Source organism: Streptomyces sp. NRRL F-2664 (genome assembly GCF_000719345.1).
Classification (GTDB): domain Bacteria; phylum Actinomycetota; class Actinomycetes; order Streptomycetales; family Streptomycetaceae; genus Streptomyces.
Genome location: NZ_JOFX01000015.1, coordinates 90,640 through 115,749, shown reverse-complemented (window position 1 = coordinate 115,749; position 25,110 = coordinate 90,640). Strand labels below are relative to the sequence as shown.

At 71.5% G+C, this 25,110-nt stretch carries 27 protein-coding genes, 1 pseudogene and 1 riboswitch; of the genes and pseudogenes, 26 read left to right on the top strand and 2 right to left on the bottom strand.

All coding sequences use genetic code 11. The features are described 5' to 3' along the window. Positions 1-20 precede the first annotated feature (20 nt). On the top strand, positions 21-1,592 hold the full coding sequence (ffh, locus tag IF89_RS0116130; protein ID WP_030767543.1) for a signal recognition particle protein: 1,572 nt from the start codon (positions 21-23) through the stop codon (positions 1,590-1,592). A gap of 114 nt (positions 1,593-1,706) precedes the next feature. Here the strand turns inward: ffh and IF89_RS0116125 are convergent, their stop codons facing one another. Next, on the bottom strand, positions 1,707-2,393 hold the full coding sequence (locus IF89_RS0116125) for a hypothetical protein (RefSeq protein ID WP_030767540.1): 687 nt from the start codon (positions 2,391-2,393) through the stop codon (positions 1,707-1,709). A 131-nt stretch (positions 2,394-2,524) separates the two neighbouring features. Between IF89_RS0116125 and proS the strand changes: the two genes are divergently transcribed. The 18 genes from proS to IF89_RS0116035 all read left to right on the top strand — a co-directional run bounded on the left by proS (position 2,525) and on the right by IF89_RS0116035 (position 17,134). Beyond that, a complete protein-coding gene (proS, locus tag IF89_RS0116120; RefSeq protein ID WP_030767537.1) occupies positions 2,525-3,937 on the top strand; it encodes a proline--tRNA ligase in 1,413 nt (470 codons plus the stop codon). A 211-nt stretch (positions 3,938-4,148) separates the two neighbouring features. Continuing rightward, positions 4,149-4,745 carry a hypothetical protein gene (locus IF89_RS0116115; protein WP_030767535.1) on the top strand — a complete coding sequence of 199 codons (597 nt, stop codon included), beginning with the start codon at positions 4,149-4,151 and terminating at the stop codon, positions 4,743-4,745. Positions 4,746-5,052: 307 nt separating this feature from the next. Further along, complete coding sequence (rpsP, locus tag IF89_RS0116110) at positions 5,053-5,490, top strand: 30S ribosomal protein S16 (protein WP_030767532.1); 438 nt, start codon at positions 5,053-5,055, stop codon at positions 5,488-5,490. A gap of 2 nt (positions 5,491-5,492) precedes the next feature. Further along, a complete protein-coding gene (locus tag IF89_RS0116105) occupies positions 5,493-5,732 on the top strand; it encodes an RNA-binding protein (RefSeq protein ID WP_030011889.1) in 240 nt (79 codons plus the stop codon). An 84-nt stretch (positions 5,733-5,816) separates the two neighbouring features. Continuing rightward, entirely contained in the window at positions 5,817-6,383 is a 567-nt protein-coding gene (rimM, locus tag IF89_RS0116100) for a ribosome maturation factor RimM (protein WP_030767527.1), read from the top strand. Continuing rightward, entirely contained in the window at positions 6,383-7,204 is an 822-nt protein-coding gene (gene trmD, locus IF89_RS0116095; RefSeq protein WP_030767524.1) for a tRNA (guanosine(37)-N1)-methyltransferase TrmD, read from the top strand. Before rimM ends, trmD begins: the two co-directional genes overlap by 1 nt. Positions 7,205-7,337: 133 nt before the next feature. After that, positions 7,338-7,688, top strand: coding sequence for a 50S ribosomal protein L19 (gene rplS / locus IF89_RS0116090; RefSeq protein WP_030031062.1), 351 nt, complete (start codon positions 7,338-7,340; stop codon positions 7,686-7,688). Between the two features lie 44 nt (positions 7,689-7,732). After that, positions 7,733-8,488 (top strand): signal peptidase I, encoded by a 756-nt coding sequence (gene lepB / locus IF89_RS0116085; RefSeq protein ID WP_030767520.1) that lies wholly within the window; start codon positions 7,733-7,735, stop codon positions 8,486-8,488. Then, entirely contained in the window at positions 8,481-9,476 is a 996-nt protein-coding gene (gene lepB / locus IF89_RS0116080) for a signal peptidase I (protein ID WP_030767517.1), read from the top strand. Before lepB (IF89_RS0116085) ends, lepB (IF89_RS0116080) begins: the two co-directional genes overlap by 8 nt. 112 nt (positions 9,477-9,588) lie before the next feature. Further along, on the top strand, positions 9,589-10,455 hold the full coding sequence (lepB, locus tag IF89_RS0116075) for a signal peptidase I (RefSeq protein WP_078628329.1): 867 nt from the start codon (positions 9,589-9,591) through the stop codon (positions 10,453-10,455). A gap of 41 nt (positions 10,456-10,496) precedes the next feature. After that, a complete protein-coding gene (lepB, locus tag IF89_RS0116070; RefSeq protein WP_030767512.1) occupies positions 10,497-11,276 on the top strand; it encodes a signal peptidase I in 780 nt (259 codons plus the stop codon). Then, positions 11,266-11,772, top strand: coding sequence for an NUDIX hydrolase (locus IF89_RS0116065; RefSeq protein WP_030767509.1), 507 nt, complete (start codon positions 11,266-11,268; stop codon positions 11,770-11,772). Before lepB (IF89_RS0116070) ends, IF89_RS0116065 begins: the two co-directional genes overlap by 11 nt. A 55-nt stretch (positions 11,773-11,827) precedes the next feature. Then, positions 11,828-12,136 carry a DUF2469 domain-containing protein gene (locus tag IF89_RS0116060; protein WP_008737534.1) on the top strand — a complete coding sequence of 103 codons (309 nt, stop codon included), beginning with the start codon at positions 11,828-11,830 and terminating at the stop codon, positions 12,134-12,136. A 108-nt stretch (positions 12,137-12,244) separates the two neighbouring features. Continuing rightward, the gene (locus IF89_RS0116055) at positions 12,245-12,616 is read left to right on the top strand and encodes a YraN family protein (RefSeq protein ID WP_030767505.1); all 372 of its coding nucleotides are present in this window, start codon (positions 12,245-12,247) and stop codon (positions 12,614-12,616) included. Beyond that, positions 12,616-14,247, top strand: a complete 1,632-nt coding sequence (locus tag IF89_RS0116050) for a YifB family Mg chelatase-like AAA ATPase (protein WP_030767503.1) — start codon at positions 12,616-12,618, stop codon at positions 14,245-14,247. The genes IF89_RS0116055 and IF89_RS0116050 overlap by 1 nt, the downstream gene beginning before the upstream one ends. Further along, a complete protein-coding gene (gene dprA, locus IF89_RS0116045; protein ID WP_051807111.1) occupies positions 14,244-15,428 on the top strand; it encodes a DNA-processing protein DprA in 1,185 nt (394 codons plus the stop codon). Before IF89_RS0116050 ends, dprA begins: the two co-directional genes overlap by 4 nt. 259 nt (positions 15,429-15,687) lie before the next feature. Then, positions 15,688-16,524 (top strand): RNA polymerase sigma factor WhiG, encoded by an 837-nt coding sequence (gene whiG / locus IF89_RS0116040; protein WP_051807110.1) that lies wholly within the window; start codon positions 15,688-15,690, stop codon positions 16,522-16,524. A gap of 70 nt (positions 16,525-16,594) precedes the next feature. After that, on the top strand, positions 16,595-17,134 hold the full coding sequence (locus IF89_RS0116035) for a TetR/AcrR family transcriptional regulator (protein ID WP_043194002.1): 540 nt from the start codon (positions 16,595-16,597) through the stop codon (positions 17,132-17,134). Positions 17,135-17,320: 186 nt separating this feature from the next. Here the strand turns inward: IF89_RS0116035 and IF89_RS42090 are convergent. Beyond that, positions 17,321-17,662, bottom strand: a pseudogene (locus IF89_RS42090) (M23 family metallopeptidase); the annotation flags it as partial. A gap of 254 nt (positions 17,663-17,916) precedes the next feature. Between IF89_RS42090 and rpsB the strand changes: the two are divergent. The 7 genes from rpsB to IF89_RS0116000 all read left to right on the top strand — a co-directional run bounded on the left by rpsB (position 17,917) and on the right by IF89_RS0116000 (position 25,028). Next, the gene (gene rpsB, locus IF89_RS0116030) at positions 17,917-18,798 is read left to right on the top strand and encodes a 30S ribosomal protein S2 (protein ID WP_030767493.1); all 882 of its coding nucleotides are present in this window, start codon (positions 17,917-17,919) and stop codon (positions 18,796-18,798) included. 135 nt (positions 18,799-18,933) lie between these two features. Then, positions 18,934-19,770, top strand: coding sequence for a translation elongation factor Ts (gene tsf, locus IF89_RS0116025; RefSeq protein WP_030767490.1), 837 nt, complete (start codon positions 18,934-18,936; stop codon positions 19,768-19,770). A gap of 162 nt (positions 19,771-19,932) precedes the next feature. Further along, positions 19,933-20,712 carry a UMP kinase gene (gene pyrH, locus IF89_RS0116020; RefSeq protein WP_030767489.1) on the top strand — a complete coding sequence of 260 codons (780 nt, stop codon included), beginning with the start codon at positions 19,933-19,935 and terminating at the stop codon, positions 20,710-20,712. Positions 20,713-20,794: 82 nt separating this feature from the next. Continuing rightward, positions 20,795-21,352: a ribosome recycling factor gene (gene frr / locus IF89_RS0116015; protein ID WP_030767486.1), complete on the top strand. Its 558-nt coding sequence runs from the start codon at positions 20,795-20,797 to the stop codon at positions 21,350-21,352. Next, positions 21,352-22,428 carry a phosphatidate cytidylyltransferase gene (locus IF89_RS0116010; RefSeq protein ID WP_030767484.1) on the top strand — a complete coding sequence of 359 codons (1,077 nt, stop codon included), beginning with the start codon at positions 21,352-21,354 and terminating at the stop codon, positions 22,426-22,428. Before frr ends, IF89_RS0116010 begins: the two co-directional genes overlap by 1 nt. Before the next feature lie 132 nt (positions 22,429-22,560). Further along, entirely contained in the window at positions 22,561-23,676 is a 1,116-nt protein-coding gene (rlmN, locus tag IF89_RS0116005) for a 23S rRNA (adenine(2503)-C(2))-methyltransferase RlmN (protein WP_030767481.1), read from the top strand. A 58-nt stretch (positions 23,677-23,734) separates the two neighbouring features. Beyond that, positions 23,735-23,843: riboswitch (TPP riboswitch) on the top strand. A gap of 84 nt (positions 23,844-23,927) precedes the next feature. Continuing rightward, positions 23,928-25,028 (top strand): thiamine ABC transporter substrate-binding protein, encoded by a 1,101-nt coding sequence (locus IF89_RS0116000; RefSeq protein ID WP_030767478.1) that lies wholly within the window; start codon positions 23,928-23,930, stop codon positions 25,026-25,028. The last annotated feature ends 82 nt before the right edge of the window (positions 25,029-25,110 follow it).

The window sequence follows — 25,110 nt, the reverse complement described above, 5'->3', positions numbered from 1 at the left end:
CCCGAGGAATCGCGACCACCGTGTTCGATACGCTCTCCGACCGCTTGGCGAATACCTTCAAGGGCCTGCGCGGCAAAGGCCGGCTGTCCGAGGCTGACATCGACGCGGCGGCCCGGGAAATCCGTATCGCCCTCCTCGAGGCCGACGTCGCCCTCCCCGTCGTCCGCTCCTTCATCGCGAACGTCAAGGAACGCGCGCGCGGCGAAGAGGTCAGCAAGGCCCTCAATCCGGGCCAGCAGGTCCTGAAGATCGTCAACGACGAGCTCATCACCATCCTCGGCGGCGAGACCCGGCGGCTGCGCTTCGCCAAGACCGCCCCTACCGTGATCATGCTCGCCGGCCTCCAGGGCGCCGGTAAGACCACCCTCGCCGGAAAGCTCGGCCTCTGGCTCAAGGGGCAGGGCCACACCCCGCTCCTCGTCGCGTGCGACCTCCAGCGGCCGAACGCCGTCAACCAGCTCTCCGTCGTCGCCGACCGCGCGGGCGTGGCCTTCTACGGCCCCCAGCCGGGCAACGGCGTCGGCGACCCGGTCCAGGTCGCCAAGGACTCCGTCGAGTACGCGCGGGGCAAGCAGTTCGACATCGTCATCGTCGACACCGCCGGCCGCCTCGGCATCGACCAGGAGCTGATGCAGCAGGCCGCGGACATCCGTGACGCCGTCAGCCCCGACGAGATCCTCTTCGTCGTCGACGCCATGATCGGCCAGGACGCGGTCAACACCGCAGAGGCCTTCCGCGACGGCGTCGGCTTCGACGGCGTGGTGCTCTCCAAGCTCGACGGCGACGCCCGCGGCGGTGCCGCGCTCTCCATCGCGCACGTCACCGGCAAGCAGATCATGTTCGCCTCGAACGGCGAGAAGCTCGACGACTTCGACGCCTTCCACCCCGACCGCATGGCGGGCCGGATCCTCGACATGGGTGACATGCTCACCCTCATCGAGCAGGCCGAGAAGACCTTCTCGCAGGCCGAGGCCGAGAAGATGGCGGCCAAGCTCGCCAAGGGCCCCAAGGAATTCACGCTCGACGACTTCCTGGCCCAGATGGAGCAGGTCCGCAAGATGGGCTCCATCTCCAAGCTGCTCGGCATGCTGCCCGGCATGGGCCAGATCAAGGACCAGATCAACAACATCGACGAGCGCGACGTCGACCGCACCGCCGCGATCATCAAGTCGATGACCCCGGCCGAGCGCCAGGACCCGACGATCATCAACGGCTCGCGCCGCGCCCGTATCGCCAAGGGCTCCGGCACCGAGGTCAGCGCGGTCAAGTCGCTGGTCGAGCGGTTCTTCGACGCCCGCAAGATGATGTCCCGCATGGCGCAGGGCGGCGGCATGCCCGGCATGCCCGGCATCCCCGGGATGGGCGGCGGCCCCGGCCGGCAGAAGAAGCAGGTCAAGCAGGCCAAGGGCAAGCGCAAGAGCGGCAACCCGATGAAGCGCAAGCAGGAGGAGGCCGCGGCGGCGGCCCGCCGCGAGCAGGGCGCGCAGCCGGTCGACCCGGCGGCCGCGTCGAACCCCTTCGGCCTGCCCACCGGCGGTCAGGGCGGCGAGGACTTCGACCTGCCGGACGAGTTCAAGAAGTTCATGAAGTAGGACGCGGACACCGCGGAAGGGCCCCGGCCGGGATGTGGGCGTCAGCTCACCGGGCCGGGGCCCTTCCGCGTCCCGGCCGGGCCACCGCGCCCGGCTCCGACGCCCCGGCGGCCGTTACGCCACCCGGGCGATGACGTACCGGAAGATGTTCGGCAGCCACACGGTGCCGTCGGGTCGCTCGAAGGGGTGAAGCGCCTCGGCGAGCTCCTTCTCCGCGAGCGCGGGGTCGGACGCGCCGTCGTAGAGCCCGGTCGACAGCAGCCCCCGGACCGCGCTGTCCACGTCCGCGTACCCGAACGGGCAGAACACCCGCCCCGACCCGTCCGGCCGCAGCCCCGCGCTCTCCGCCACGGCGTCCAGGTCCGCGGGCGCCGGACCGCCGCCCAGCACCGTGGGCACCGTGCAGCGCTCGGCGGGACCCCAGTCGGCCAGCACCACGGCCCCGCCGCGCGCGACCGCGGGCAGGGCCGAGGCCAGGGCCGCCGGGGACGGGGAGAAGGCCAGCAGGGCGTCGTACGGGCGGGCCTGCGCGGACGGCGCCGGCGGAGCCGCCAGCACCTCCAGCAGCCGCTCGCGGGCCAGCGCCCGCCGGGCCGGGTCCGCCTCCACTCCCGTGGCCGCGGCTCCCCGCCCGGCCGCCAGCAGCAGGGCCAGGCCGGCCCCGCAGCCGAGGCCCAGCAGCCGGTCGCCCGGCCCGACCTCCAGCCGGTCGTAGACCGCCTCGTACAGCGGTACCAGCATCCGTTCCTGGATCTCCGCCCAGTCCCGGGCGACGAGCGTCGCGGTCGGCGTCGGTGTCATCGAAAGAGCGCTCCTGATTCCGTGTCGCCCCCCTGCCCCCGTTGCCAGAGAACTCCCCATTCGCTCCCGCGTCCAGAGGAGTGCGCCACCCGATTCACGCATCCTGTGCCCGGCGCCGTACGATTCGCGGCATGGCAAAGGCACCCGTTCTCACCCCGCAGGCGGAGGATTTCCCCCGCTGGTACCAGGATCTGATCAACAAGGCCGAGCTGGCCGACAACGGTCCGGTCCGCGGCACCATGGTCATCCGACCGTACGGCTACGGCCTGTGGGAGCGGATGCAGCAGGAGATGGACGCCCGCATCAAGGACCAGGGCGCCCAGAACGCCTACTTCCCCCTCTTCATCCCGCAGTCGTACCTGACGAGGGAGGCCGAGCACGTCGAGGGCTTCGCCCCCGAGCTCGCGGTCGTCACCCACGGCGGCGGCAAGGAGCTGGAGGAGCCGGTCGTCGTCCGGCCCACGTCCGAGACGATCATCAACGACTACTTCTCGAAGTGGGTGCAGAGCTACCGGGACCTGCCCCTGCTGATCAACCAGTGGGCCAACGTCGTCCGCTGGGAGATGCGCCCCCGCGTCTTCCTGCGCACGAGCGAGTTCCTCTGGCAGGAGGGCCACACGGCCCACGCCACCTACGAGGACGCCCGTGACTACGCCGCGCGCATCCACCGCGACGTGTACGGCGACTTCATGACGAACGTGCTCGGCATCGACGTCGTACTCGGCCGCAAGACCGCCAAGGAGCGCTTCGCCGGCGCCATCAACACCCTCACCCTCGAGGGCATGATGGGTGACGGCAAGGCCCTGCAGATGGGCACCAGCCACGAGCTCGGCACCAACTTCGCCAAGGCCTTCAACACCCAGTACCTGTCGAAGGAGGGGAAGCAGGAGCTCGTCTGGCAGACCTCCTGGGGCGTGTCGACCCGCATGGTCGGCGGTCTGATCATGTCCCACGGCGACGACAACGGCCTGCGCGTCCCGCCCCGCCTGGCGCACGTCCAGGTCGTCGTCATGGCGATCAAGGGCGACGAGGCCGTCGCCAAGGTCCGCGAGCTCGGCGACCGGCTGAAGGCCGCCGGCATCCGCGTGCAGGTCGACGACCGCGTCGACACCCCCTTCGGCCGCCGCGCCGTGGACTGGGAGCTCAAGGGCGTGCCGGTCCGCATCGAGATCGGCCCCCGCGACCTGGAGGCCGGCACCGCGATGCTGGCCCGCCGCATCCCGGGCGGGAAGACCCCGGTGCAGATCGACGCACTGGTCGACCTGCTGCCCAAGGTGCTGGACGAGGACCAGGCGCAGCTGCTGCGCGAGTCCCGCGAGCGCCGTGAGTCCCGCACGTCCGACGTCGCCACCATCGAGGAGGCCGCCGAGGCCGCCGTCGCCGGCGGCTGGGCGCGCATCCCGTGGGCCGACCTCGGCCCGGAGGGCGAGGCGAAGCTCGCCGAGCAGGCCGTCTCCGTGCGCTGCCTGGTGTCCGAGGACGGGTCCGTGCCGGACACCGACGACGCTCCCGGTACCCTCGCGATCGTGGCGCGCTCCTACTGATCACGCTGCCGAAGGCTCCCCGGCCCCGGCGCGCGGCAGCAGCCGCACGCCGGGGCCGGTCCTTTCCGGTCGGCGTTACGTACCGACTCCTCCTGAGTTCGGCGCACCCGTCCTCGTCGCGACGCATGAGGCCGAACTGACTGGTACGTGCAAAAAATTTTGGAATGGCCCGGAATCGGAACACCCGGGCACCCCGGCTCGTTGTCACGACGTGAGCACGACACCACCTGTTCTCGCCGCAGAGCTGGCGCAGGCGTGGGCCGACATTCAGCGGTACCACCCCGAGCTGCCTGACCTTGCCGCGCCCGAGTCCCTGATCGGAGAGTCCTCGTCCGCCTGTGGCGCCGAGCTCTCCTTCGAGCGACTGCTGCACGAGGCAGTCCACGGCATCGCGGCCGCCCGCGGTGTCCGTGACACCTCGCGCGCAGGCCGCTACCACAACCGCAGGTTCCTCGCGATCGCCGAGGAGATGGGGCTGGACCACTCCGACGAGCCGCATGCCAGCAGCGGCTTCTCCCTGGTCACGCTCAATCCCGAGGCCAAGCGGCGCTACCGCCCCACGATGGAGCGGCTCCAGCGCGCCCTGAAGGCGCACACCGCTGCCACCACCGCCGACACCAAGCGCACCTTCCGCGGACCCGCCGCCCGGCACGGCTCCTCCGGCGGGGGCGTGCGTGTCAAAGCCGTCTGCGACTGCGGACGCAACGTCCGGGTCGTCCCTTCCGTGCTCGCCCAGGCGCCGATCGTGTGCGGCGGTTGCATGAAGCCGTTCCGCATTCCCGAAGTCGCCATCGCCGCGGCCTCCTGACCGCCCGCCCCCTGCCGCCGTCGGGACCACCGTCCCGGGGTGGAACCGGCCGCCCGGCCCCCGCCCCCACCGGGGCGGCCGCCGGCGTGACGCACGGGCAGGCCGTACCGCCGTACCGCCCGCGGCAGTCCGTCCTGCCCACCGGCCGAGCGCTCCGCAGGCGTATGGCACAATGGCTAGCTGTACTCGACAGTCGCACAGGACCCCTCTCTCCTCCGGCTGACGCGTCCATCGGGCACCCGAGTACCGCAACCCCACGTGGCATCTCATGTGCCCAACCACGTCAAGTTCAGGAGACACCACTCCAGTGGCAGTCAAGATCAAGCTCAAGCGCCTCGGTAAGATCCGCTCTCCGCACTACCGCATCGTCGTCGCCGACGCCCGCACCCGTCGGGACGGCCGCGCGATCGAGGAGATCGGCATCTACCAGCCGACCTACAACCCGTCGCGCATCGAGGTCAACGGCGAGCGCGCCCAGTACTGGCTCTCCGTCGGCGCCCAGCCGACCGAGGCCGTCCTCGCCATCCTGAAGCTCACCGGTGACTGGCAGGCGCACAAGGGCCTCCCGGCCCCCGCGCCGCTGCTGCAGCCGGCCACGAAGGAGGACAAGCGTCGCTCCTTCGACGAGTTCGCCAAGGCCCTTGAGGGCGTCGGCGAGGGCAAGGGCGAGGCCATCACGCAGAAGAAGAAGGCCGACAAGAAGGCGGACGAGGCTGAGGCCGCCGCCGAGTCGACCGAGGCCTGAGCATGCTCGAGGAGGCTCTTGAGCACCTCGTAAAGGGCATTGTGGACAACCCCGATGAAGTGCAGGTCGCCTCGCGCAACCTGCGCCGCGGGCAGGTGCTCGAGGTCCGGGTCCACCCCGACGACCTCGGCAAGGTGATCGGTCGCAACGGCCGCACCGCACGTGCTCTGCGCACCGTCGTGGGCGCCATCGGCGGCCGGGGGATCCGCGTCGACCTCGTCGACGTGGACCAGGTCCGCTGAGCAGTTGAATCACCGGCACGGGCCGGGGAGGGCATACGTGCCCGCCCCGGCCCGTCGTCGTCTGAACAGGAGAGGCAACAGACAGTGGAGCTGGTAGTCGCGCGGATCGGCCGCGCCCACGGCATCAAGGGTGAGGTCACCGTCGAGGTGCGCACGGACGAGCCGGAACTGCGGCTGAGCCCCGGCGCCGTGCTGCGCACCGAACCGGCTTCGGTGGGCCCGCTGACCATCGAGACGGGCCGGGTGCACAGCGGCCGCCTGCTGCTCCGCTTCGCCGGCGTCAAGGACCGCACCGCCGCGGAGGCGCTGCGCAACACCCTCCTCATCGCCGACGTGGACCCGGCGGAGCTGCCCGAGGAGGAGGACGAGTACTACGACCACCAGCTCATGGACCTGGACGTGGTGCTGGAGGACGGTACCGAGGTCGGCCGGATCACCGAGATCTCCCACCTGCCCTCGCAGGACCTCTTCATCGTCGAACGCCCCGACGGCACCGAGGTGATGATCCCCTTCGTGGAGGAGATCGTCGCCGAGATCGACCTGGAGGAGCAGCGCTGCGTCATCACCCCGCCGCCCGGGTTGATCGACGACCGCGCCGAGACCGCCTCCGCCCGTGACGCCGAGGCCGCAGGCTCCGAGGACGACGCCTGATGCGGCTCGACGTCGTCACGATCTTCCCCGAGTACCTGGAGCCGTTGAACGTCTCCCTGGTCGGCAAGGCGCGCGCCCGCGGGCGGCTCGATGTACACGTCCACGACCTGCGGGACTGGACCCACGACCGGCACAACACGGTCGACGACACCCCGTACGGCGGTGGCCCCGGCATGGTCATGAAGACCGAGCCGTGGGGCGAGGCGCTGGACGAGGCCCTGGCCGACGGCTACGAGGCCGGCGCCCACGGCCCCGTCCTGGTCGTCCCCACCCCCAGCGGACGCCCGTTCACCCAGGAACTGGCCGCCGAGCTCTCCGAACGGCCGTGGCTGATCTTCACGCCCGCCCGCTACGAGGGCATCGACCGCCGCGTGATGGACGAGTACGCCACCCGCATGCCGGTGTACGAGGTCTCCATCGGCGACTACGTCCTGGCGGGCGGCGAGGCGGCCGTCCTGGTCGTCACCGAGGCCGTGGCGCGACTGCTGCCCGGCGTCCTCGGCAACGCCGAGTCGCACCGGGACGACTCCTTCGCGCCCGGCGACATGGCGAACCTGCTGGAGGGGCCCGTCTACACCAAGCCGCCGGTCTGGCGCGGCCGCGACATCCCCGACGTGCTGCTCAGCGGCCACCACGGCAGGATCGCCCGGTGGCGACGGGACGAGGCCTTCCGCCGGACCGCGAGCAACCGCCCCGACCTTATCGAGCGCTGCGAGGCCTCCGCCTTCGACAAGAAGGACCGGGAGATCCTCTCCATCCTGGGCTGGCAGCCGACGCCGGACGGCCGATTTTGGCGCAGGCCGCAGGCCGTGGAAGAATAGGCGGCTGCTGTGTGCTCGCCGGACGCCCCTGCCACAGGGGGACCGTCGGCCGCCGAGTGGCACGGCTCCCGAATTCTCTACGGAAACCCGCATCGGCGACCTGTGGCGTCATGCGAAGAAAGCAGCGAAGAACATGTCTCACCTGCTCGATGGCGTCAACGCCGCCGCGCTCCGCTCGGACGTCCCGGCCTTCCGCCCGGGTGACACGATCAACGTGCACGTCCGCGTGATCGAGGGCAACCGCTCCCGTATCCAGCAGTTCAAGGGCGTCGTCATCCGTCGCCAGGGCTCCGGCGTCTCCGAGACCTTCACCGTGCGCAAGGTCTCCTTCAGCGTCGGCGTGGAGCGCACCTTCCCGGTCCACTCCCCGATCTTCGAGAAGATCGAGCTCGTCACCCGCGGTGACGTCCGCCGTGCGAAGCTGTACTACCTCCGTGAGCTCCGCGGCAAGGCCGCGAAGATCAAGGAGAAGCGCGACAAGTAAGGTCGCCACCGGTGTTCGGGGGCGGCCGGATAGGCTCGCCCCCGATGGACACCGAAGCACCTCACACGCAGCGCGGCCACTCTTCCCCCCGCGAGGGGCAAGGGTGGCCGCGTTCTGCGTTCTCCCGGACCCCCGCCGACGCGTCCGCCGCGGGCGGGGCTCCGGAGAGGCGGCCGACCTGGCGCCGGGCCGGGGTGCTCGGCGTGATCTGCACGGTCTTCCTGCTGCTGCTCAGCAACTTCGTGGTCCAGCCCTTCATGATCCCGAGCCGCTCCATGGAGCCGACCTTCCGGGTCGGGGACCGGGTACTGGTGAACAAGCTGGCGTACCGTTTCGGCGATCAGCCGCGCCGGGGGGACCTGGTGGTCTTCGACGGCACGGGGTCCTTCGTGCGGGAACGCCCGGACGCCGGTCCGCTCGGCGGCCTCGTGCACGGCGCGGCCTCGGCGCTCGGGCTCGCCGAGCCCTCCGACTCCGACTTCGTGAAGCGGGTGGTGGGCGTGGGTGGTGACGACGTGGTGTGCTGCGACGCGGGCGGCCGGGTCGCGGTCAACGGTGTCCCGCTGGAGGAGCCGTACCTGTATCCGGGGGACGCCCCGTCGGCGGTGCCCTTCCGGATCGTGGTGCCCCTGGGGACCCTGTGGGTGATGGGTGACCATCGTTCCCAGTCCCGGGACTCTCGGGACCACCTCGGCGAGCCGGGCGGGGGGATGGTGCCGGTGGAGAAGGTGATCGGGCGGGCGGACTGGATCGGCTGGCCGGTTTCGCGCTGGGGCGCCGCGGGCGGTGGCCATGGGTAGCCGCGGACGGCCGAAGGGCCGACGGGAGCGGGAGCCCGAGCCGCAGCCGCACGGCAGGCCGCGGAGCCGGCGGGATCGGCCCGAGCCCCAGCCGCACGGCAGGCCGCGGGGCCGGCGGGACTGGCTCGACGACGACCCCGAGCCGGAGCCGCGCGCAAGGCCGCGGGGCCGCCGCGAGCCCGAACCGGAGCCGGCGCGGGCCGCGGCGGAGAGCGGCGGCCGGGCCGAACGCCGCCGGATGGCGCGCCGGATCCGGCGGCGCCGTCGCACGCGCCGCGCCGGTGAGCTGCCGCTGCTCGTGGTGGTGGCGCTGTGCATAGCCCTGCTCCTCAAGACCTTCCTGGTCCAGGCCTTCTTCATCCCGTCGGGCTCCATGGAGCAGACCATCCGCATCGGCGACCGGGTCCTCGTGGACAAGCTGACGCCGTGGTTCGGCTCCAAGGTCGAGCGCGGCGACGTGGTCGTGTTCAAGGATCCCGGGGGTTGGCTCCAGGGCGAGTCGGCCCGGCAGGCCCCGGACCCGGTCGTGGTCAAGCAGATCAAGCAGACCCTGACCTTCATCGGCCTGCTCCCCTCGTCCGACGAGCAGGACCTGATCAAACGCGTCATCGGGGTCGGCGGCGACACCGTCAAGTGCTGCGACGCCCGTGGCCGGGTCACCGTCAACGGTTCGCCGCTCGACGAGCCGTACGTGAAGCCGGGCAACACGCCCTCCGACATTCCGTTCGAGGTGCGGGTGCCGGCCGGGCGGCTGTTCGTGATGGGGGACCACCGGGCGAATTCGGCCGATTCCCGTTTCCATCTCGACGAGGCCTTCGAGGGCACCATCGACGAGAACGGGGTCGTGGGGGAGGCCGTGGTGATCGCATGGCCGTTCGGGCACTGGGCCCGTCTGGAGCAGCCCGCGACCTTCCGCATGGTGCCCGATCAGGCACGTCGTGCGGGACGCGGTCGCAGACGGCAACCTCCGGGCACACCGTTCGCATAGTGTGTCCTCGGTCTCCCGAGCCTTAGGGAACTCTCGCTCGTTAGGGGAGGGGAGGGCCCGTGTCCGGTTCGGCGCGGGCGGCGTTCGTGAGTGAGGAGTGGATGTGGGGGACGTGGCGGTAGGCGCACGGTCCGGACGCGACGAGGGCGAGGAGCGGCCGGACGACGCCGTCGCGCACGAGACCGAGGAGGACGGCCCTCTGGAGAAGCCGCACCGCTCCTTCTGGAAGGAGCTGCCGCTCCTCATCGGCATCGCCCTGCTGCTGGCCCTGCTGATCAAGACCTTCCTGGTCCAGGCGTTCTCGATCCCGTCGGACTCGATGCAGGACACCCTTCAGCGCGGGGACCGGGTGCTGGTGGACAAGCTCACCCCGTGGTTCGGTTCGGAGCCGGAGCGCGGCGAGGTCGTGGTCTTCCACGATCCGGCGAACTGGCTGTCGGGCGAGCCCACGCCGGAGCCGAACATCGCGCAGAAGGCCCTCAGCTGGATCGGCCTCATGCCGTCCGCCGAGGAGAAGGACCTGATCAAGCGGACCATCGCCATCGGCGGTGACACGGTCGAGTGCAAGAAGGGCGGACCGGTCGTCGTCAACGGCAAGGCGCTCGACGAGCCGTACATCTACCCCGGCGACACCGCGTGCGACGACCGCCCCTTCGGCCCGTTCAAGGTGCCCGAGGGCAAGATCTGGGTGATGGGCGACCACCGGCAGAACTCCCAGGACTCCCGCTACCACACGGAGGACTCCACCCAGGGCTTCGTACCGGTCGACAAGGTCGTCGGACGCGCCGTCGTGATCGCGTGGCCGGTGACCCGCTGGTCCACGCTGCCCGTCCCGGACACCTTCGACCAGCCGGGCATCGGCAACCAGGCCGCGGCCACCGCGCTCGGCGCCGGCCCGGCCGCGCTGGGGCTCGCCGGAGCGGTCCCCGTCGTGATGTGGCGCCGCCGGAAGCTGACCGGCGGCCGTACCGACGGGTAGGGTGCCGCCCAGGTCGACGATCCCGATGTGGGGGCGCTGGTATGGGCGGAACAGAAGCGATACGCAGGGGCGCGGACGGCCGCGGCGGGCTCGGCAACGTGGTGTCGGGAATCGTCGTGGCCATCGGCTTTGCGTTGTTCCTCGGGGGTTTCGTGTGGGGCGCGCTCGTCTACCGGCCCTACACGGTCCCGACGGACTCGATGATGCCGACGGTGCGGCCCGGCGACCGGCTGCTGGCGCAGCGCATCGACGGCGGTGAGGTGCGCCGCGGCGATGTGGTCGTCTTCACCGATTCCACGTGGAGCGACCTGCCCATGGTGAAGCGGGTCGTAGGAGTCGGCGGTGACACCGTGAAGTGCTGCGGCGCGGGCGGCGAGCTGACCGTGAACGGCACCCCGCTGGACGAGCCCTACGCCGACACCAGCCGGCCGGACTCCGGCCTGGCCATGCCGCCCGGGCAGGCCCCGCCCCCCGGGACCCCCTTCGAGGTGACCGTGCCCGAGGGCAACCTCTTCCTGCTCGGCGACCGGCGCGCCGCCTCGCTGGACTCGCGCTCCCACCTGCAGGAGGCCGGGCAAGGCACCGTGCCTCGGTCCGCCGTCAGCGCCCGCGTCGACGCCCTGGCCTGGCCGTCCATGGGGATGCTGGAGCGGCCGAGGACCTACGCGGCTCTGCCCGGCGGTACTTCGGGGCACGGGCCGCTGCGGCTGCAGGTGGCGGCCGTGGTCGCCGGCGCCGTCCTGGTGGTGCTGGGAGCGGCGTACGGGCCCCTCGTACGGCTGCGGGGGCGCGGGCGGCGGGAGCGGGCCGGTGCCGCCTGAACCGGCGGGCGACCGCGGTCCCCGCCAGGTGTCCCGGGTGATCCTCCTGGACCCGGCGGACCGGATCCTGCTGCTGCACGGCTTCGAGCCGGCCGACCCCTCGGACGACTGGTGGTTCACGCCGGGCGGCGGCCTCGAAGGGACCGAGACCCGGGAGCAGGCCGCGCTGCGGGAGCTGGCCGAGGAGACCGGGATCACCGAGGTGGAACTCGGGCCGGTGCTGTGGCGGCGGTACTGCTCCTTCCCCTTCGACGGCCGGCGCTGGGAGCAGGACGAGTGGTACTTCCTGGCCCGGACCCGCCGGACCGAGACCCGGATGGACGGCCTGACCGAGCTGGAGCGGCGCAGCGTCGCCGGAGCCAGGTGGTGGACCTCCGAGGAACTTCTCGCGGCACGTGAGACGGTGTACCCGACCAGGCTCGCCGAGCTGCTCCGCACGCTGCTCGACGAGGGTCCTCCGGGTGCGCCCGTGGTCCTGGCCCCGGAAATCGTTTAGGGGCGGACGGCGCTGGCGCACAATAGGGGGACGCACGGCTGAAGGGGAACATGCCATGAGTGCCGAGGACCTCGAGAAGTACGAGACCGAGATGGAGCTGAAGCTCTATCGGGAGTACCGCGACGTCGTCGGGCTGTTCAAGTATGTGATCGAGACCGAACGCCGTTTCTACCTCACCAACGACTACGAGATGCAGGTGCACTCGGTCCAGGGCGAGGTGTTCTTCGAGGTCTCGATGGCCGATGCGTGGGTCTGGGACATGTACCGGCCGGCCCGCTTCGTCAAGCAGGTCAGGGTGCTCACCTTCAAGGACGTGAACATCGAGGAGCTCAACAAGACCGACCTCGAACTGCCCGGGAGCTGATCGCCTCACCCGGGAGGGTGACGGGTTCGTCCACAGGGGCGGGGTTGTCCACCAAGATCCACACGGTGGGCGGGGACGCGGGACCGTCGGTGCCGGAGGTGGTGCCCGATGGACGCGAAGGGCGTGGCACGACAGGCATTGGGGCGGTACGGCGAGGAGCTCGCGGCGCGGCGGCTGACCGAGGCCGGCATGACCGTGATCGCACGGAACTGGCGGTGCCGCGGCGGGGAGATCGACATCGTCGCGCGTGACGGGGACGCCCTCGTCGTGTGCGAGGTCAAGACCCGGCGGGCGGGTGACTTCGAGCACCCGATGGCGGCCGTACGGGCCGCGAAGGCCGACCGGCTGCGGCGGCTCGCCGGGCGCTGGCTCGCGGACCACGGCGGACCACCGCCGGGCGGGGTCCGCATCGACCTCGTCGGCGTGCTGCTGCCGCGGCGCGGCGCACCCCTGGTGGAACACGTCAGGGGGGTGGCCTGATGGGGTTCGCGCGGGCCTGCTCGGTGGCCCTGGCCGGCGTGGACGGCGTGGTGGTCGAGGTCCAGGCCGACCTGGAGCCCGGAGTCGCCGCCTTCACCCTGGTCGGGCTCCCGGACAAGACCCTGGTGGAGAGCCGGGACCGGGTGCGTGCCGCCGTGGTCAACTCCGGAGCGGCCTGGCCGCAGAAGAAGCTCACGGTGGGGCTGAGCCCGGCCTCCGTGCCGAAGTCGGGAGCCGGTTTCGACATGGCCGTCGCGGCGGCCGTACTGGGGGCGGCCGAGGTCGTCGACCCGGCGGCCATCGCCGACCTCGTGCTGATCGGCGAGCTGGGGCTGGACGGGCGGGTGCGGCCGGTGCGGGGCATCCTCCCGGCCGTCCTCGCCGCGGCCGAAGCGGGCTACCGGCAGGTGGTCGTGCCCCAGCAGTGCGCCGCCGAGGCGGCGCTCGTGCCGGACGTCTCGGTGCTCGGCGTGCGCAGCCTGCGCCAGCTGATCGCCGTCCTCACCGACGGCGAGGTGCCCCAGGAGGATCCCGGGGACCCGCCGGGCCGCCCGGACCCGATACTGGCCGGACTGCTCGTCCCGGGAGCGGGCCTGGGCACCGGGCTCGCCCCGGGCGGGCCCGGCGGGGACCGCGCGGACTTCCCCGACCTCGCCGACGTCACCGGGCAGCACACAGCACGCCGCGCCCTCGAAGTGGCGGCCGCCGGCGGCCACCACCTGTTCCTGAGCGGGCCGCCCGGCGCGGGCAAGACGATGCTGGCGGAGCGGCTGCCCTGGATCCTGCCGCCGCTCACCCGCCAGGACTCCGTGGAGGTCACGGCGGTCCACTCGGTCGCGGGAATCCTGCCGCCCGGCGAACCGCTGGTCTCCCGGCCGCCGTACTGCGCCCCGCACCACTCGGCGACCATGCAGTCCCTGGTGGGCGGCGGTACGGGGGTGCCCCGGCCCGGAGCGGTCTCCCTCGCCCATCGGGGGGTCCTCTTCCTGGACGAGGCCGCGGAGTTCCACAGCCGGGCGCTGGACGCACTGCGCCAGCCCCTGGAGTCGGGGCACGTGGTCATCGCCCGCGCCGCGGGAGTGGTACGGCTGCCCGCGAGGTTCCTGATGGTCCTCGCGGCGAATCCCTGCCCGTGCGGACGGCACAGCCGGCACGGCGCGGGATGCGAATGCCCGCCCTCGGCCGTGCGGCGCTACCAGGCCCGGCTGTCGGGGCCGCTGCTCGACCGGGTGGACCTGAGGGTGGAGGTCGAGCCCGTGACCCGCAGCGACCTGCTGGGACGGGGCGGCCGGGGGGAGTCCACCGAGGTGGTCGCCGACCGGGTGCGGGAAGCGAGGGAACGCGCCGGGGCGCGGCTCGCCGGTACGCCCTGGCGGCTCAACTCCGAAGTGCCCGGACCGGAGCTGCGTACCCGTTGGCAGGCGGCGCCGGGAGCTCTGGCGCAGGCCGAGCGGGAACTGGAGCGGGGGCTGCTCACCGCCCGCGGGCTGGACCGCGTCCTGCGGGTCGCATGGACCGTCGCCGACCTGCGGGGGCGCGAGCGTCCCGAGGCGCTCGATGTGGCCGTGGCGCTGGAGCTGCGGACCGGCATCGCCCGCGGTGCCATCTCGCTGACGGGAGCCGGGACATGACCGGGGCGCAGGCCGACCCGCGGGCCGGGACACAGCTTGATCCGCAGGCCGGGGCCGGGACGGATCCGCAGGACGAGGAGCTGCTGGCCCGGGCGGCCCTGACCCGTGTGCTGGAGCCGGGGGACGCGCACGGCGGCCGCTGGATCCGGGAGCACGGCGCCCCGGGGCTGATGCGACTGCTGACCGAGCCGGAGGCACGGTGGGCGCCCGCGCCCGGGGTGGGGCCGCAACGACTCGACGCCTACCGCAGACGGGCCGCGCTCGCCGACCCGCGGCGCGACCTCGAACGGGCCGCCGAGGCCGGAGGCCGCTTCGTGCACCCCGGGTCGGCGGAGTGGCCGACGCAGCTGGACGACCTCGGGGACGAACGCCCCGTGGGCCTCTGGCTGCGGGGCCGGCCGAACCTGCGCACCTGGGCGCTGCGTTCGGTCGCCCTGGTCGGAGCCAGGGCCTGCACCCCGTACGGCGCACACATGGCCCAGGTGCTCGCCGCCGGCCTCGCCGAGCGGGGCTGGGTCGTCGTATCCGGCGCGGCCTTCGGGATCGACGGGGCCGCGCACCGGGGAGCCCTCGCCTCCGGCGGAGCGACCGCCGCGGTGCTCGCCTGCGGAGTGGACGTCGCCTACCCCCGCGGACACGCCGGCCTGCTCGGCCGCATCGCGGGCCAGGGGCTCGTCCTCGGAGAGCTGCCGCCCGGCAGCCACCCCACGCCCAGCCGCTTCGTCCTGCGCAACCGGGTCATCGCCGCCCTGACCCGCGGCACCGTCGTCGTGGAGGCCGCCCACCGCAGCGGCTCCCTGGTCACCGCCCGGCGCGCCCAGCGGCTCGGCCGGTTCACCATGGGCGTCCCCGGGCCCGCCACCAGCGGGCTCTCGGCCGGCGTGCACGAACTGCTGCGGGGCGAGGCCCTGCTGGTCACCGACGCGGCGGAGGTGGTCGAACTGGTCGGCGCCATGGGCGAGCTGGCCCCGGAGCGGCGCGGCCCCGTGCTCGCCCGCGACCTGCTGGACCCCGACGCCGCCCGCGTGCTCGAAGCGCTCCCGGCCGGCAGGCCGACGACCGCCGCCGACCTGGCACGTGCCGCCGGCACCGGCGCCGATGAAGTCATCGGCAGACTGTACGAACTTCACTCTCTGGGGTTCGTCGAACGGCAGGGCGACGGCTGGCAGTTGAGCCGATGAACGGCATCAGGTGCACACAAAGCCGGGCCGCTCGGCGAGGCGGTCGTTGACCTGGGGACTTCCGGTGGAAGAGTGAATGCGATGACAGACGCGGTCCTCCCGGTGGCAGTCGCCGGGACCGTGCGCGAGGCGCCGGTCCCGGGTCGCCCGCGCGAGCCGGGGCGCCCCTCGGCCCCCGCGCCATCCCGTACTCTTCGCGCACCGCGACACTTCCGTCACGCTACGCTCCCAACGAATCCGGCTCCGGCAAAGGCGAAGCATGCCCCCACACACCTCAGGGTCCGACCGCGCTGCGGTGCCTCCCGCTGCCCGCGGCAGCGTGCGGTCCACCGCGCCCTCGTCCCTGGAGGTGCTGTGGCGCTCGTACAAGGACTCGGGTGACGAGCGGCTGCGGGAGCAGCTGATCCTGCACTACTCGCCGCTGGTGAAGTACGTGGCCGGCCGGGTCAGCGTGGGCCTGCCGCCCAACGTCGAGCAGGCCGACTTCGTCTCCTCCGGAGTCTTCGGGCTGATCGACGCCATCGAGAAGTTCGACATCGACCGCTCGATCAAGTTCGAGACGTACGCGATCACCCGGATCCGCGGCGCGATGATCGACGAGCTGCGGGCGCTGGACTGGATCCCCCGCTCCGTCCGGCAGAAGGCCCGCGCCGTGGAGCGGGCCTACGCCACGCTGGAGGCCCAGCTGCGGCGCACCCCGACGGAGGCCGAGGTCGCCGGGGAGATGGGGATCGGTGTGGAGGACCTGCACGCGGTCTTCAGCCAGTTGTCCCTGGCGAACGTGGTCGCCCTGGAGGAACTGCTGCACGTCGGCGGGGAGGGCGGCGACCGCCTCTCGCTGATGGACACGCTGGAGGACACCGCCGCCGACGACCCGGTCGAGGTGGCGGAGGACCGCGAACTGCGCCGCCTGCTGGCCCGGGCCATCAACACCCTGCCGGAGCGCGAGAAGACGGTGGTCACCCTCTACTACTACGAGGGCCTCACCCTGGCGGAGATCGGCAACGTGCTCGGTGTCACCGAGAGCCGGGTCAGCCAGATCCACACCAAGTCCGTGCTGCAGTTGCGCGCGAAGTTGGCAGATATGGGGCGTTGAGCTTGCGGTACCTCCGTAGAGTGGACGTGTGCCCAGGATTCGAGCGGCCTCCGTGGCCGAGCACCGGTCGATGCAGCGCGGCGCCCTCTTGGACGCCGCGCGCTCCCTGCTGTCCGAAGGCGGGACGGAGGCCCTGACCTTCCCCGCCCTGGCCGAGCGGACCGGGCTCGCCCGGTCCTCCGTGTACGAGTACTTCCGCTCCCGCGCCGCCGTGGTCGAAGAGCTGTGCGCCGTGGACTTCCCCGTCTGGGCCGCCGAGATCGAGGCGGCGATGGAGCAGGCCGACGCGCCGGAGGCCAAGGTCGAGGCGTACGTGCGCAGCCAGCTGGCGCTGGTGGGGGACCGGCGGCACCGGGCGGTCGTGGCGATCTCGGCCGGCGAACTGGACGCGGGGGCCCGGGAGAAGATCCGTGCCGCGCACGGCGGACTGATCGCGATGATCGTCGAGGCGCTGGCCGCCCTCGGGCAGGAGCAGCCCAGACTGGCCGCGATGCTCCTCCAGGGCGTCGTGGACGCCGCCGTGCGGCGCATCGAGCTCGGTGCCGCCGAGGACCCCGAGGTCATCACGGAGACGGCCCTGGCCATCGCCCTGCGGGGCGTCCGGGGCTGAGTCCCGTGCCGCCCCGGCGCCCGCCGGCCCGCCTTCGGCCCCGTGCGGCTGCGGCTGCGTCCGCGGGTCCGAGCCCGGGAGCGGCTCTGGCAGCAGGCGGGGGGCGGGCCGCGCCAGGAGCGTCAGCGGGTTGAGGTACACCTCGCCCGACAGCAGCCCCCAGTGCAGGCACGGCTCCGGGCAGTGGGACCCCTCCGTGAGGACCGCCACCACCTGCCCCGCCGCGACCTCCTCACCCTCCGCGACCAGTGGCCGGACCGGCTCGTAGGTCGTGCGCAGCCCGCCGGGCAGGGCGAGCGAGAGCACCCCGCGGCCCGCGACCTGTCCCGCGTAGTGCACCCGGCCGGCGGCGACCGCCCGCAGTCGCGCGCCCACCGGCGCGGCCAGGTCCACCCCGCGGTGCCCCGCGGCGTACGGGGTCGGGGGCGGATCCCACCAGCGCGCCACCGACAGCGGCGCGGGCAGCGGGCGGACGGCGGGGAAGGCGGCCTGGGCCACGGCCAGGAGCAGGCTGAGCAGCAGTGTCATCATGCAGCAGAGCGTGCCGCAGCCGGTCGGGACGCGGGCCGGGCTGTGGACGGCCCGGGCACTGGGGACAACGGCGTCACCCGGCATACCGCCGGGTCCCGTACACTTCTTGTGGCGATCCGGGTCACCGGGTCGACTTCGCACGCCCCGGCACCAGCCCGAAACGGCCAGGTGACAGCGTCTCTCGGTCCCCTCCACGGGGGCAGGGCGCGGTGGGGCGTCAGGAACCAAACCGAGAAACCAAGGAGATGGCCATGGCCGTCGTCACGATGCGGGAGCTGCTGGAGAGCGGCGTCCACTTCGGTCACCAGACCCGCCGTTGGAACCCGAAGATGAAGCGCTTCATCTTCACCGAGCGCAACGGCATCTACATCATCGACCTGCTGCAGTCGCTGTCGTACATCGACCGCGCCTACGAGTTCGTGAAGGAGACCGTCGCGCACGGCGGCTCCATCATGTTCGTCGGTACCAAGAAGCAGGCCCAGGAGGCCATCGCCGAGCAGGCGACGCGCGTCGGCATGCCGTACGTCAACCAGCGCTGGCTCGGCGGCATGCTCACCAACTTCTCCACCGTCTACAAGCGCCTCCAGCGTCTGAAGGAGCTTGAGGCGATCGACTTCGAGGACGTCGCCGCCTCGGGTCTCACCAAGAAGGAGCTCCTGGTCCTCTCCCGCGAGAAGGCCAAGCTGGAGAAGACCCTCGGTGGTATCCGCGAGATGTCGAAGGTTCCCAGCGCCGTCTGGATCGTCGACACCAAGAAGGAGCACATCGCCGTCGGTGAGGCGCGCAAGCTCCACATCCCGGTCGTCGCGATCCTCGACACCAACTGCGACCCCGACGAGGTCGACTACAAGATCCCGGGCAACGACGACGCGATCCGTTCCGTCACCCTGCTCACCCGCGTGATCGCCGACGCCGTCGCCGAGGGCCTCATCGCCCGCTCCGGCGCCGCGACCGGCGACTCGAAGCCGGGCGAGAAGGCCGCCGCCGAGCCGCTCGCCGAGTGGGAGCGCGACCTGCTCGAGGGCGACAAGAAGGCTGACGAGGCCCCGGCCGCCGACGCCGCCGCCGAGGCTGCTCCGGCCGCCGACGCCACCGCCGAGGCTGCTCCGGCCGCCGACGCCGAGCAGGCCTGACCCACTGAGAGCGCCCGGCGTTCATGCGCCGGGCACTCACAGCACGGACGATGACGGCGGGGGAGCCGCGCCACGAGCGCGGCGCCTCCGCCGTTCACCCGTAGATCTACGACTTCGAGAGAGAATCACAGACTCATGGCGAACTACACCGCCGCTGACGTCAAGAAGCTCCGCGAGCTCACCGGCGCCGGCATGCTGGACTGCAAGAACGCGCTCGTGGACGCCGACGGCGACGTCGAGAAGGCCCAGGAAGCCCTCCGCATCAAGGGCCAGAAGGGCGTCGCCAAGCGCGAGGGCCGTTCTGCCGAGAACGGTGCCGTCGTCTCCCTCATCGCCGACGACAACACCTCCGGTGTCCTCGTCGAGCTGAAGTGCGAGACGGACTTCGTCGCCAAGGGCGAGAAGTTCCTTGCCGTCGCCAACGAGCTGGCCGCGCACGTCGCCGCCACCTCCCCGGCCGACATCGAGGCGCTCCTCGCGTCCGAGATCAAGCCCGGCCAGACCGTCACCGCCTTCGTCGACGAGGCCAACGCCAACCTCGGCGAGAAGATCGTCCTGGACCGCTTCGCGCAGTTCACCGGCGGCTACGTGACCGCGTACATGCACCGCACGATGCCCGACCTGCCGTTCCAGATCGGCGTCCTGGTCGAGCTCGACAAGGAGAACGCCGAGGTCGCCCGCGGCGTCGCGCAGCACATCGCCGCGTTCGCCCCGCAGTGGCTGTCCGCCGAGGACGTCCCGGCCGAGAAGGTCGAGTCCGAGCGCCGCATCGCCGAAGAGGTCACCCGCGCGGAGGGCAAGCCCGAGGCTGCCATCGCCAAGATCGTCGAGGGTCGCGTCAACGGCTTCTTCAAGGACGCCACGCTGCTCGGCCAGGCCTACGCCCTGGACAACAAGAAGTCCGTCCAGAAGGTCCTGGACGAGGCCGGTGTCACCCTGAAGCGCTTCACCCGCATCAAGGTCGGCATCTGAGTCCGTCCGTACGCGACGGACACCGGACCCCGGTAGGGTCTGAAGCAGTCGTCCGCGCTTGCGCGAGGCGACCGCAGATCTGACGAGGAGGCCATTGCCGTAGAGGGAACCGCAAGGACCCACCGGCAATGGCCTTCTTCGTATGTGCACGAGGAGATCTCCATGAATCAGGGCGTGGACCCCCACACCGCATCCGACAACAAGAGCGACCACTTCAAGAAGGGCCGCCGCTTCATGCTGAAGCTGTCGGGCGAGGCCTTCTCCGGCGGCGGAGGACTGGGCGTCGATCCCGACGTCGTCCACGCCATCGCGCGTGAGATCGCCGCAGTGGTCCGCGACGGCGCGGAGATCGCGGTCGTGATCGGCGGCGGCAACTTCTTCCGCGGCGCCGAACTCCAGCAGCGCGGCATGGACCGGGCGCGGTCCGACTACATGGGCATGCTCGGCACGGTCATGAACTGCCTCGCCCTCCAGGACTTCCTGGAGAAGGAGGGCATCGACTCCCGCGTGCAGACCGCCATCACCATGGGCCAGGTCGCGGAGCCGTACATCCCGCTGCGCGCCGTGCGCCACCTGGAGAAGGGGCGTGTCGTCATCTTCGGCGCGGGCATGGGCATGCCCTACTTCTCCACCGACACCACGGCCGCCCAGCGCGCCCTGGAGATCGACGCCGAGGCCCTCCTCATGGGCAAGAACGGTGTCGACGGGGTCTACGACTCCGACCCGAAGAAGAACCCGGACGCGGTGAAGTTCGACGCGCTGGAGTACGGCGAGGTCCTCTCGCGCGACCTCAAGGTCGCCGACGCCACGGCGATCACCCTCTGCCGTGACAACAAGCTGCCGATCCTCGTCTTCGAGCTGCTCGCCGAGGGCAATATCGCCCGCGCGGTCAAGGGTGAGAAGATCGGCACGCTCGTCAGCGACCAGGAAACCCGGGCCTGAGCAGTCCGCTGCCGGTCCGGGCGGCCCCGACCGGCCCGCCCGCCCGCCTGAACCATCCATTCAAGACATGCAGGAGCACGTGGTGATCGAAGAAATCCTCCTCGAGGCCGAGGAGAAGATGGAGAAGGCCGTCGTCGTAGCGAAGGAGGACTTCGCCGCGATCCGTACCGGCCGTGCGCACCCGGCGATGTTCAACAAGATCGTCGCCGAGTACTACGGCGCCATCACGCCCATCAACCAGCTCGCCTCCTTCGCGGTGCCCGAGCCGCGCATGGCCATCGTGACGCCGTTCGACGCGTCCGCCCTGCGCAACATCGAGCAGGCCATCCGCGACTCCGACCTCGGCGTCAACCCGAGCAACGACGGCCGGATCATCCGGGTGACCTTCCCCGAGCTGACCGGGGAGCGCCGCAAGGAGTACATCAAGGTCGCCAAGAACAAGGCCGAGGACTCCAAGGTCTCCATCCGTTCCGTGCGCCGCAAGGCCAAGGACGCGCTCGACAAGCTCGTCAAGGACAAGGAGGCCGGCGAGGACGAGGTCCGTCGCGCCGAGAAGGAGCTCGACGACACCACCGCGAAGTACGTCGCGCAGGTGGACGAGCTCCTCAAGCACAAGGAAGCCGAGCTCCTCGAAGTCTGATGAACGACTCTTCCTGGCAGCCGGAGCCGGTTCCGGCGGGTCCCGCATACGATGCGCAGGTGGGCCCGCACACTCGGCCCATGCCCATCGTGCCCGATGCCGCCGGCCGTGACTTCGACGACCGGGAAGCACGCGATCGGGGGGCCGCCCCGTACGGCGGCTCCCTCTTCCGCGCCGATACGCCGCCGCAGGAGCCCATGCCCAGCCCCCCGCCCCCGCATGCAGAGCACCCGCAGGACTCCTCACCCCCGCCGCAGAAGAAGCGCGCGGGGCGGGACCTGCGCGCAGCGATAGGGGTGGGCGTCGGCCTGGGCGCGGTGATCTTCGCCTCGCTCCTGATCGTCAAGGCGGTGTTCGTCGGCGTCGTCGTCGTCGCGGTCGTCGTCGGCCTGTGGGAGCTCACCTCGCGGCTGCAGGAGAAGAAGGGCATCAAGGCCCCCCTGGTCCCGCTCGCGGTCGGCGGCGCGGCCATGGTCATCGCCGGATACGTCCGAGGGGCCGAAGGCGCCTGGGTCGCCATGGCGCTGACCGTGCTGGCCGTCTTGGTGTGGCGGATGACCGAACCGCCCGAGGACTACCTCAAGGACGTCACGGCGGGCGCCTTCGCGGCGTTCTACGTGCCCTTCCTCGCCACCTTCGTCGCCATGCTGCTCACCGCCGACGACGGGCCGCAGCGCGTGATCACCTTCCTGCTGCTGACCGTGGTCAGTGACACCGGGGCCTACGCGGTGGGCTGGCGCTTCGGCAGGACCAAGCTCGCACCACGCATCAGCCCCGGCAAGACCCGCGAGGGGCTGTTGGGGGCGGTGGCCTTCGCGATGGGCGCCGGCGCGCTCTGCATGGAGTTCCTGATCGACGGCGGCGCCTGGTGGCAGGGCCTGCTGCTCGGCCTCGCGGTCGCCGTCAGCGCCACCCTGGGCGACCTGGGCGAGTCGATGATCAAGCGGGACCTGGGAATCAAGGACATGGGCACTCTGCTGCCGGGGCACGGCGGCATCATGGACCGGCTGGACTCGCTGCTGCCCACCGCTCCGGTGGTGTGGCTGCTGCTGGCGGCATTCGTCGGCACCGGCTGACCGGTCCCGGTCGGGTTATCCTGGAGGGCGCGCCGCGTGTTCGCGGCGCGCCCTTTCCGTCCAGCGGCCGAGCCGCGGACCGGCCCTGCACGCGCGGGGTGACCCCCACCTCGTCGTACTGAGGAGTACCGCATGGCCCCCCGTCCCGCTCCGGGTGAGCTCACCTTCGTCGCTCCCCGCGGGGTCAAGAAGCCGCCCCGGCACCTCGCCGACATGACCCCGGCCGAGCGCCGCGAGGCCGTCGCCGCGATCGGGGAGAAGCCCTTCCGGGCCAAGCAGCTCTCCCAGCACTACTTCGCCCGCTACGCCCACGACCCGGCCGAGTGGACGGACATCCCCGCGGGCTCGCGGAGCAAGCTGCAGCAGGAGCTCCTCCCGGACCTGATGAACGTCGTCCGGCACATCAGCTGTGACAACGACACCACCCGCAAGACCCTGTGGAAGCTGCACGACGGCACGCTGGTCGAGTCCGTGCTGATGCGCTACCCCGACCGGGTCACCATGTGCATCTCCTCGCAGGCCGGCTGCGGCATGAACTGCCCGTTCTGCGCGACCGGCCAGGCGGGCCTGGACCGCAACCTCTCCACGGCCGAGATCGTGCACCAGATCGTCGACGGCATGCGGGCGCTGCGCGACGGTGAGGTCCCCGGCGGTCCCGCCCGCCTCTCCAACATCGTCTTCATGGGCATGGGCGAGCCGCTGGCCAACTACAACCGCGTGGTCGGCGCCATCCGCCGGCTCACCGACCCCGAGCCCGACGGCCTGGGCCTGTCCCAGCGCGGCATCACCGTCTCCACCGTGGGCCTGGTCCCGGCCATGCTGCGCTTCGCCGACGAGGGCTTCAAGTGCCGCCTCGCCGTCTCGCTGCACGCCCCGGACGACGAGCTGCGCGACACCCTGGTCCCGGTGAACACCCGCTGGAAGGTCCGCGAGGTCCTCGACGCCGCCTGGGAGTACGCCGAGAAGTCCGGCCGCCGGATCTCCATCGAGTACGCCCTCATCCGGGACATCAACGACCAGGCCTGGCGCGGCGACCTCCTCGGCCGCCTGCTCAAGGGCAAGCGCGTACACGTCAACCTGATCCCGCTGAACCCGACGCCCGGCTCCAAGTGGACCGCCTCGCGGCCCGAGGACGAGAAGGCGTTCGTCGAGGCCATCGCCCGCCATGGCGTGCCGGTCACCGTCCGTGACACCCGCGGTCAGGAGATCGACGGCGCGTGCGGCCAGCTGGCCGCTTCCGAGCGCTGACGTCCGCTCCCGACCGGTCGCATTCGGCCACCAGGTACCCTGTGGCCGAACCAATTGCATATTCCGACAGGGGAGCGCCACAGCGCTGAGAGTGCGGTTCCGTCATCCGCAGACCCTCTGAACCTCGCCCCGGTCATTCGGGGTAGGAAGTTCGGTCACCACTCAAGCTGTTGCGCCCTGCCCGGCGTCCGCTCCACAGAGCGCCGGGCAGGGCCGCGTCTTCTCCTGGTCATCCCAGGAGGAATTCACCAGTGAGCACCACCAAGAAGATCGCGGGCGCGGCCCTCGCGGCCGCGCTGGGCGTCACCGCTCTCAGCGCCTGCGGCGGCGGCGACACCAAGGACAAGCCCGCCGGCGCGGGCGACGCCCCGAAGTCCAAGACCGTCACCCTCGTCTCCCACGACTCCTTCAACGCGACCGAATCGGTGCTCAAGGAGTTCGAGCAGCAGAGCGGCTACACCGTCAAGGTCCTGAAGTCCGGCGACGCCGGAGCCGCCCTGAACCAGGAGATCCTCACCAAGGGCTCCCCGCGCGGCGACGTCTTCTTCGGCGTGGACAACACCCTGCTCTCGCGCGCCCTCGACAACGGCATCTTCACCCCCTACGAGGCCAAGGGCCTGGCCGGGGTGAAGCCGGAGTACGTGCTCGACAAGGAGCACCGGGTCACTCCGGTCGACTCCGGCGACATCTGCGTCAACTACGACAAGGCCTATTTCGCCGACAAGGGGATCGCCCCGCCGCAGACGCTGGACGACCTGGTGAAGCCCGAGTACAAGAACCTTCTCGTGGTCGAGAACGCCGCGACCTCCTCGCCCGGCCTCGGCTTCATGCTCGCCTCCGTCGGCAAGTACGGCGAGGAGGGCTGGAAGGACTACTGGAGCAAGCTGAAGGCCAACGGCGTCGAGGTCGTCGACGGCTGGGAGCAGGCCTACAACGAGCGCTTCTCCGGCTCCGCGGGCGGCAAGAAGGCCAAGGGCGACCGCCCGCTGGTCGTCTCCTACGCCTCCAGCCCGCCGGTCGAGGTGCTGTACGGCGAGCCGCAGCCGGCCGAGGCCCCCACGGGTGTCGCCACCGGCACCTGCTTCCGGCAGATCGAGTTCGCGGGCCTGCTGAAGGGGGCCGAGAACGAGGAGGGCGGCAAGGCCCTCGTGGACTTCCTGATCAGCAAGAAGTTCCAGGAGGACATGCCGCTCCAGATGTTCGTGAACCCCGTGGCCAAGGACGCCGCGCTGCCGGAGCTGTTCACCAAGCACGGAGTGGTCGTCGAGAAGCCCGAGGTCGTGGCCCCCGAGACCATCGCCAAGAACCGTGAGCAGTGGGTCAAGGCATGGACCGCGCTCGTCGTGAAGTAACCGGTACGAAGGAGCTGGGGGCGGCGCCGGCCGGCACCGCCCCGGCCCCCGCACCGGGGAGGGGTCCCCGAAGGGGCGGGGA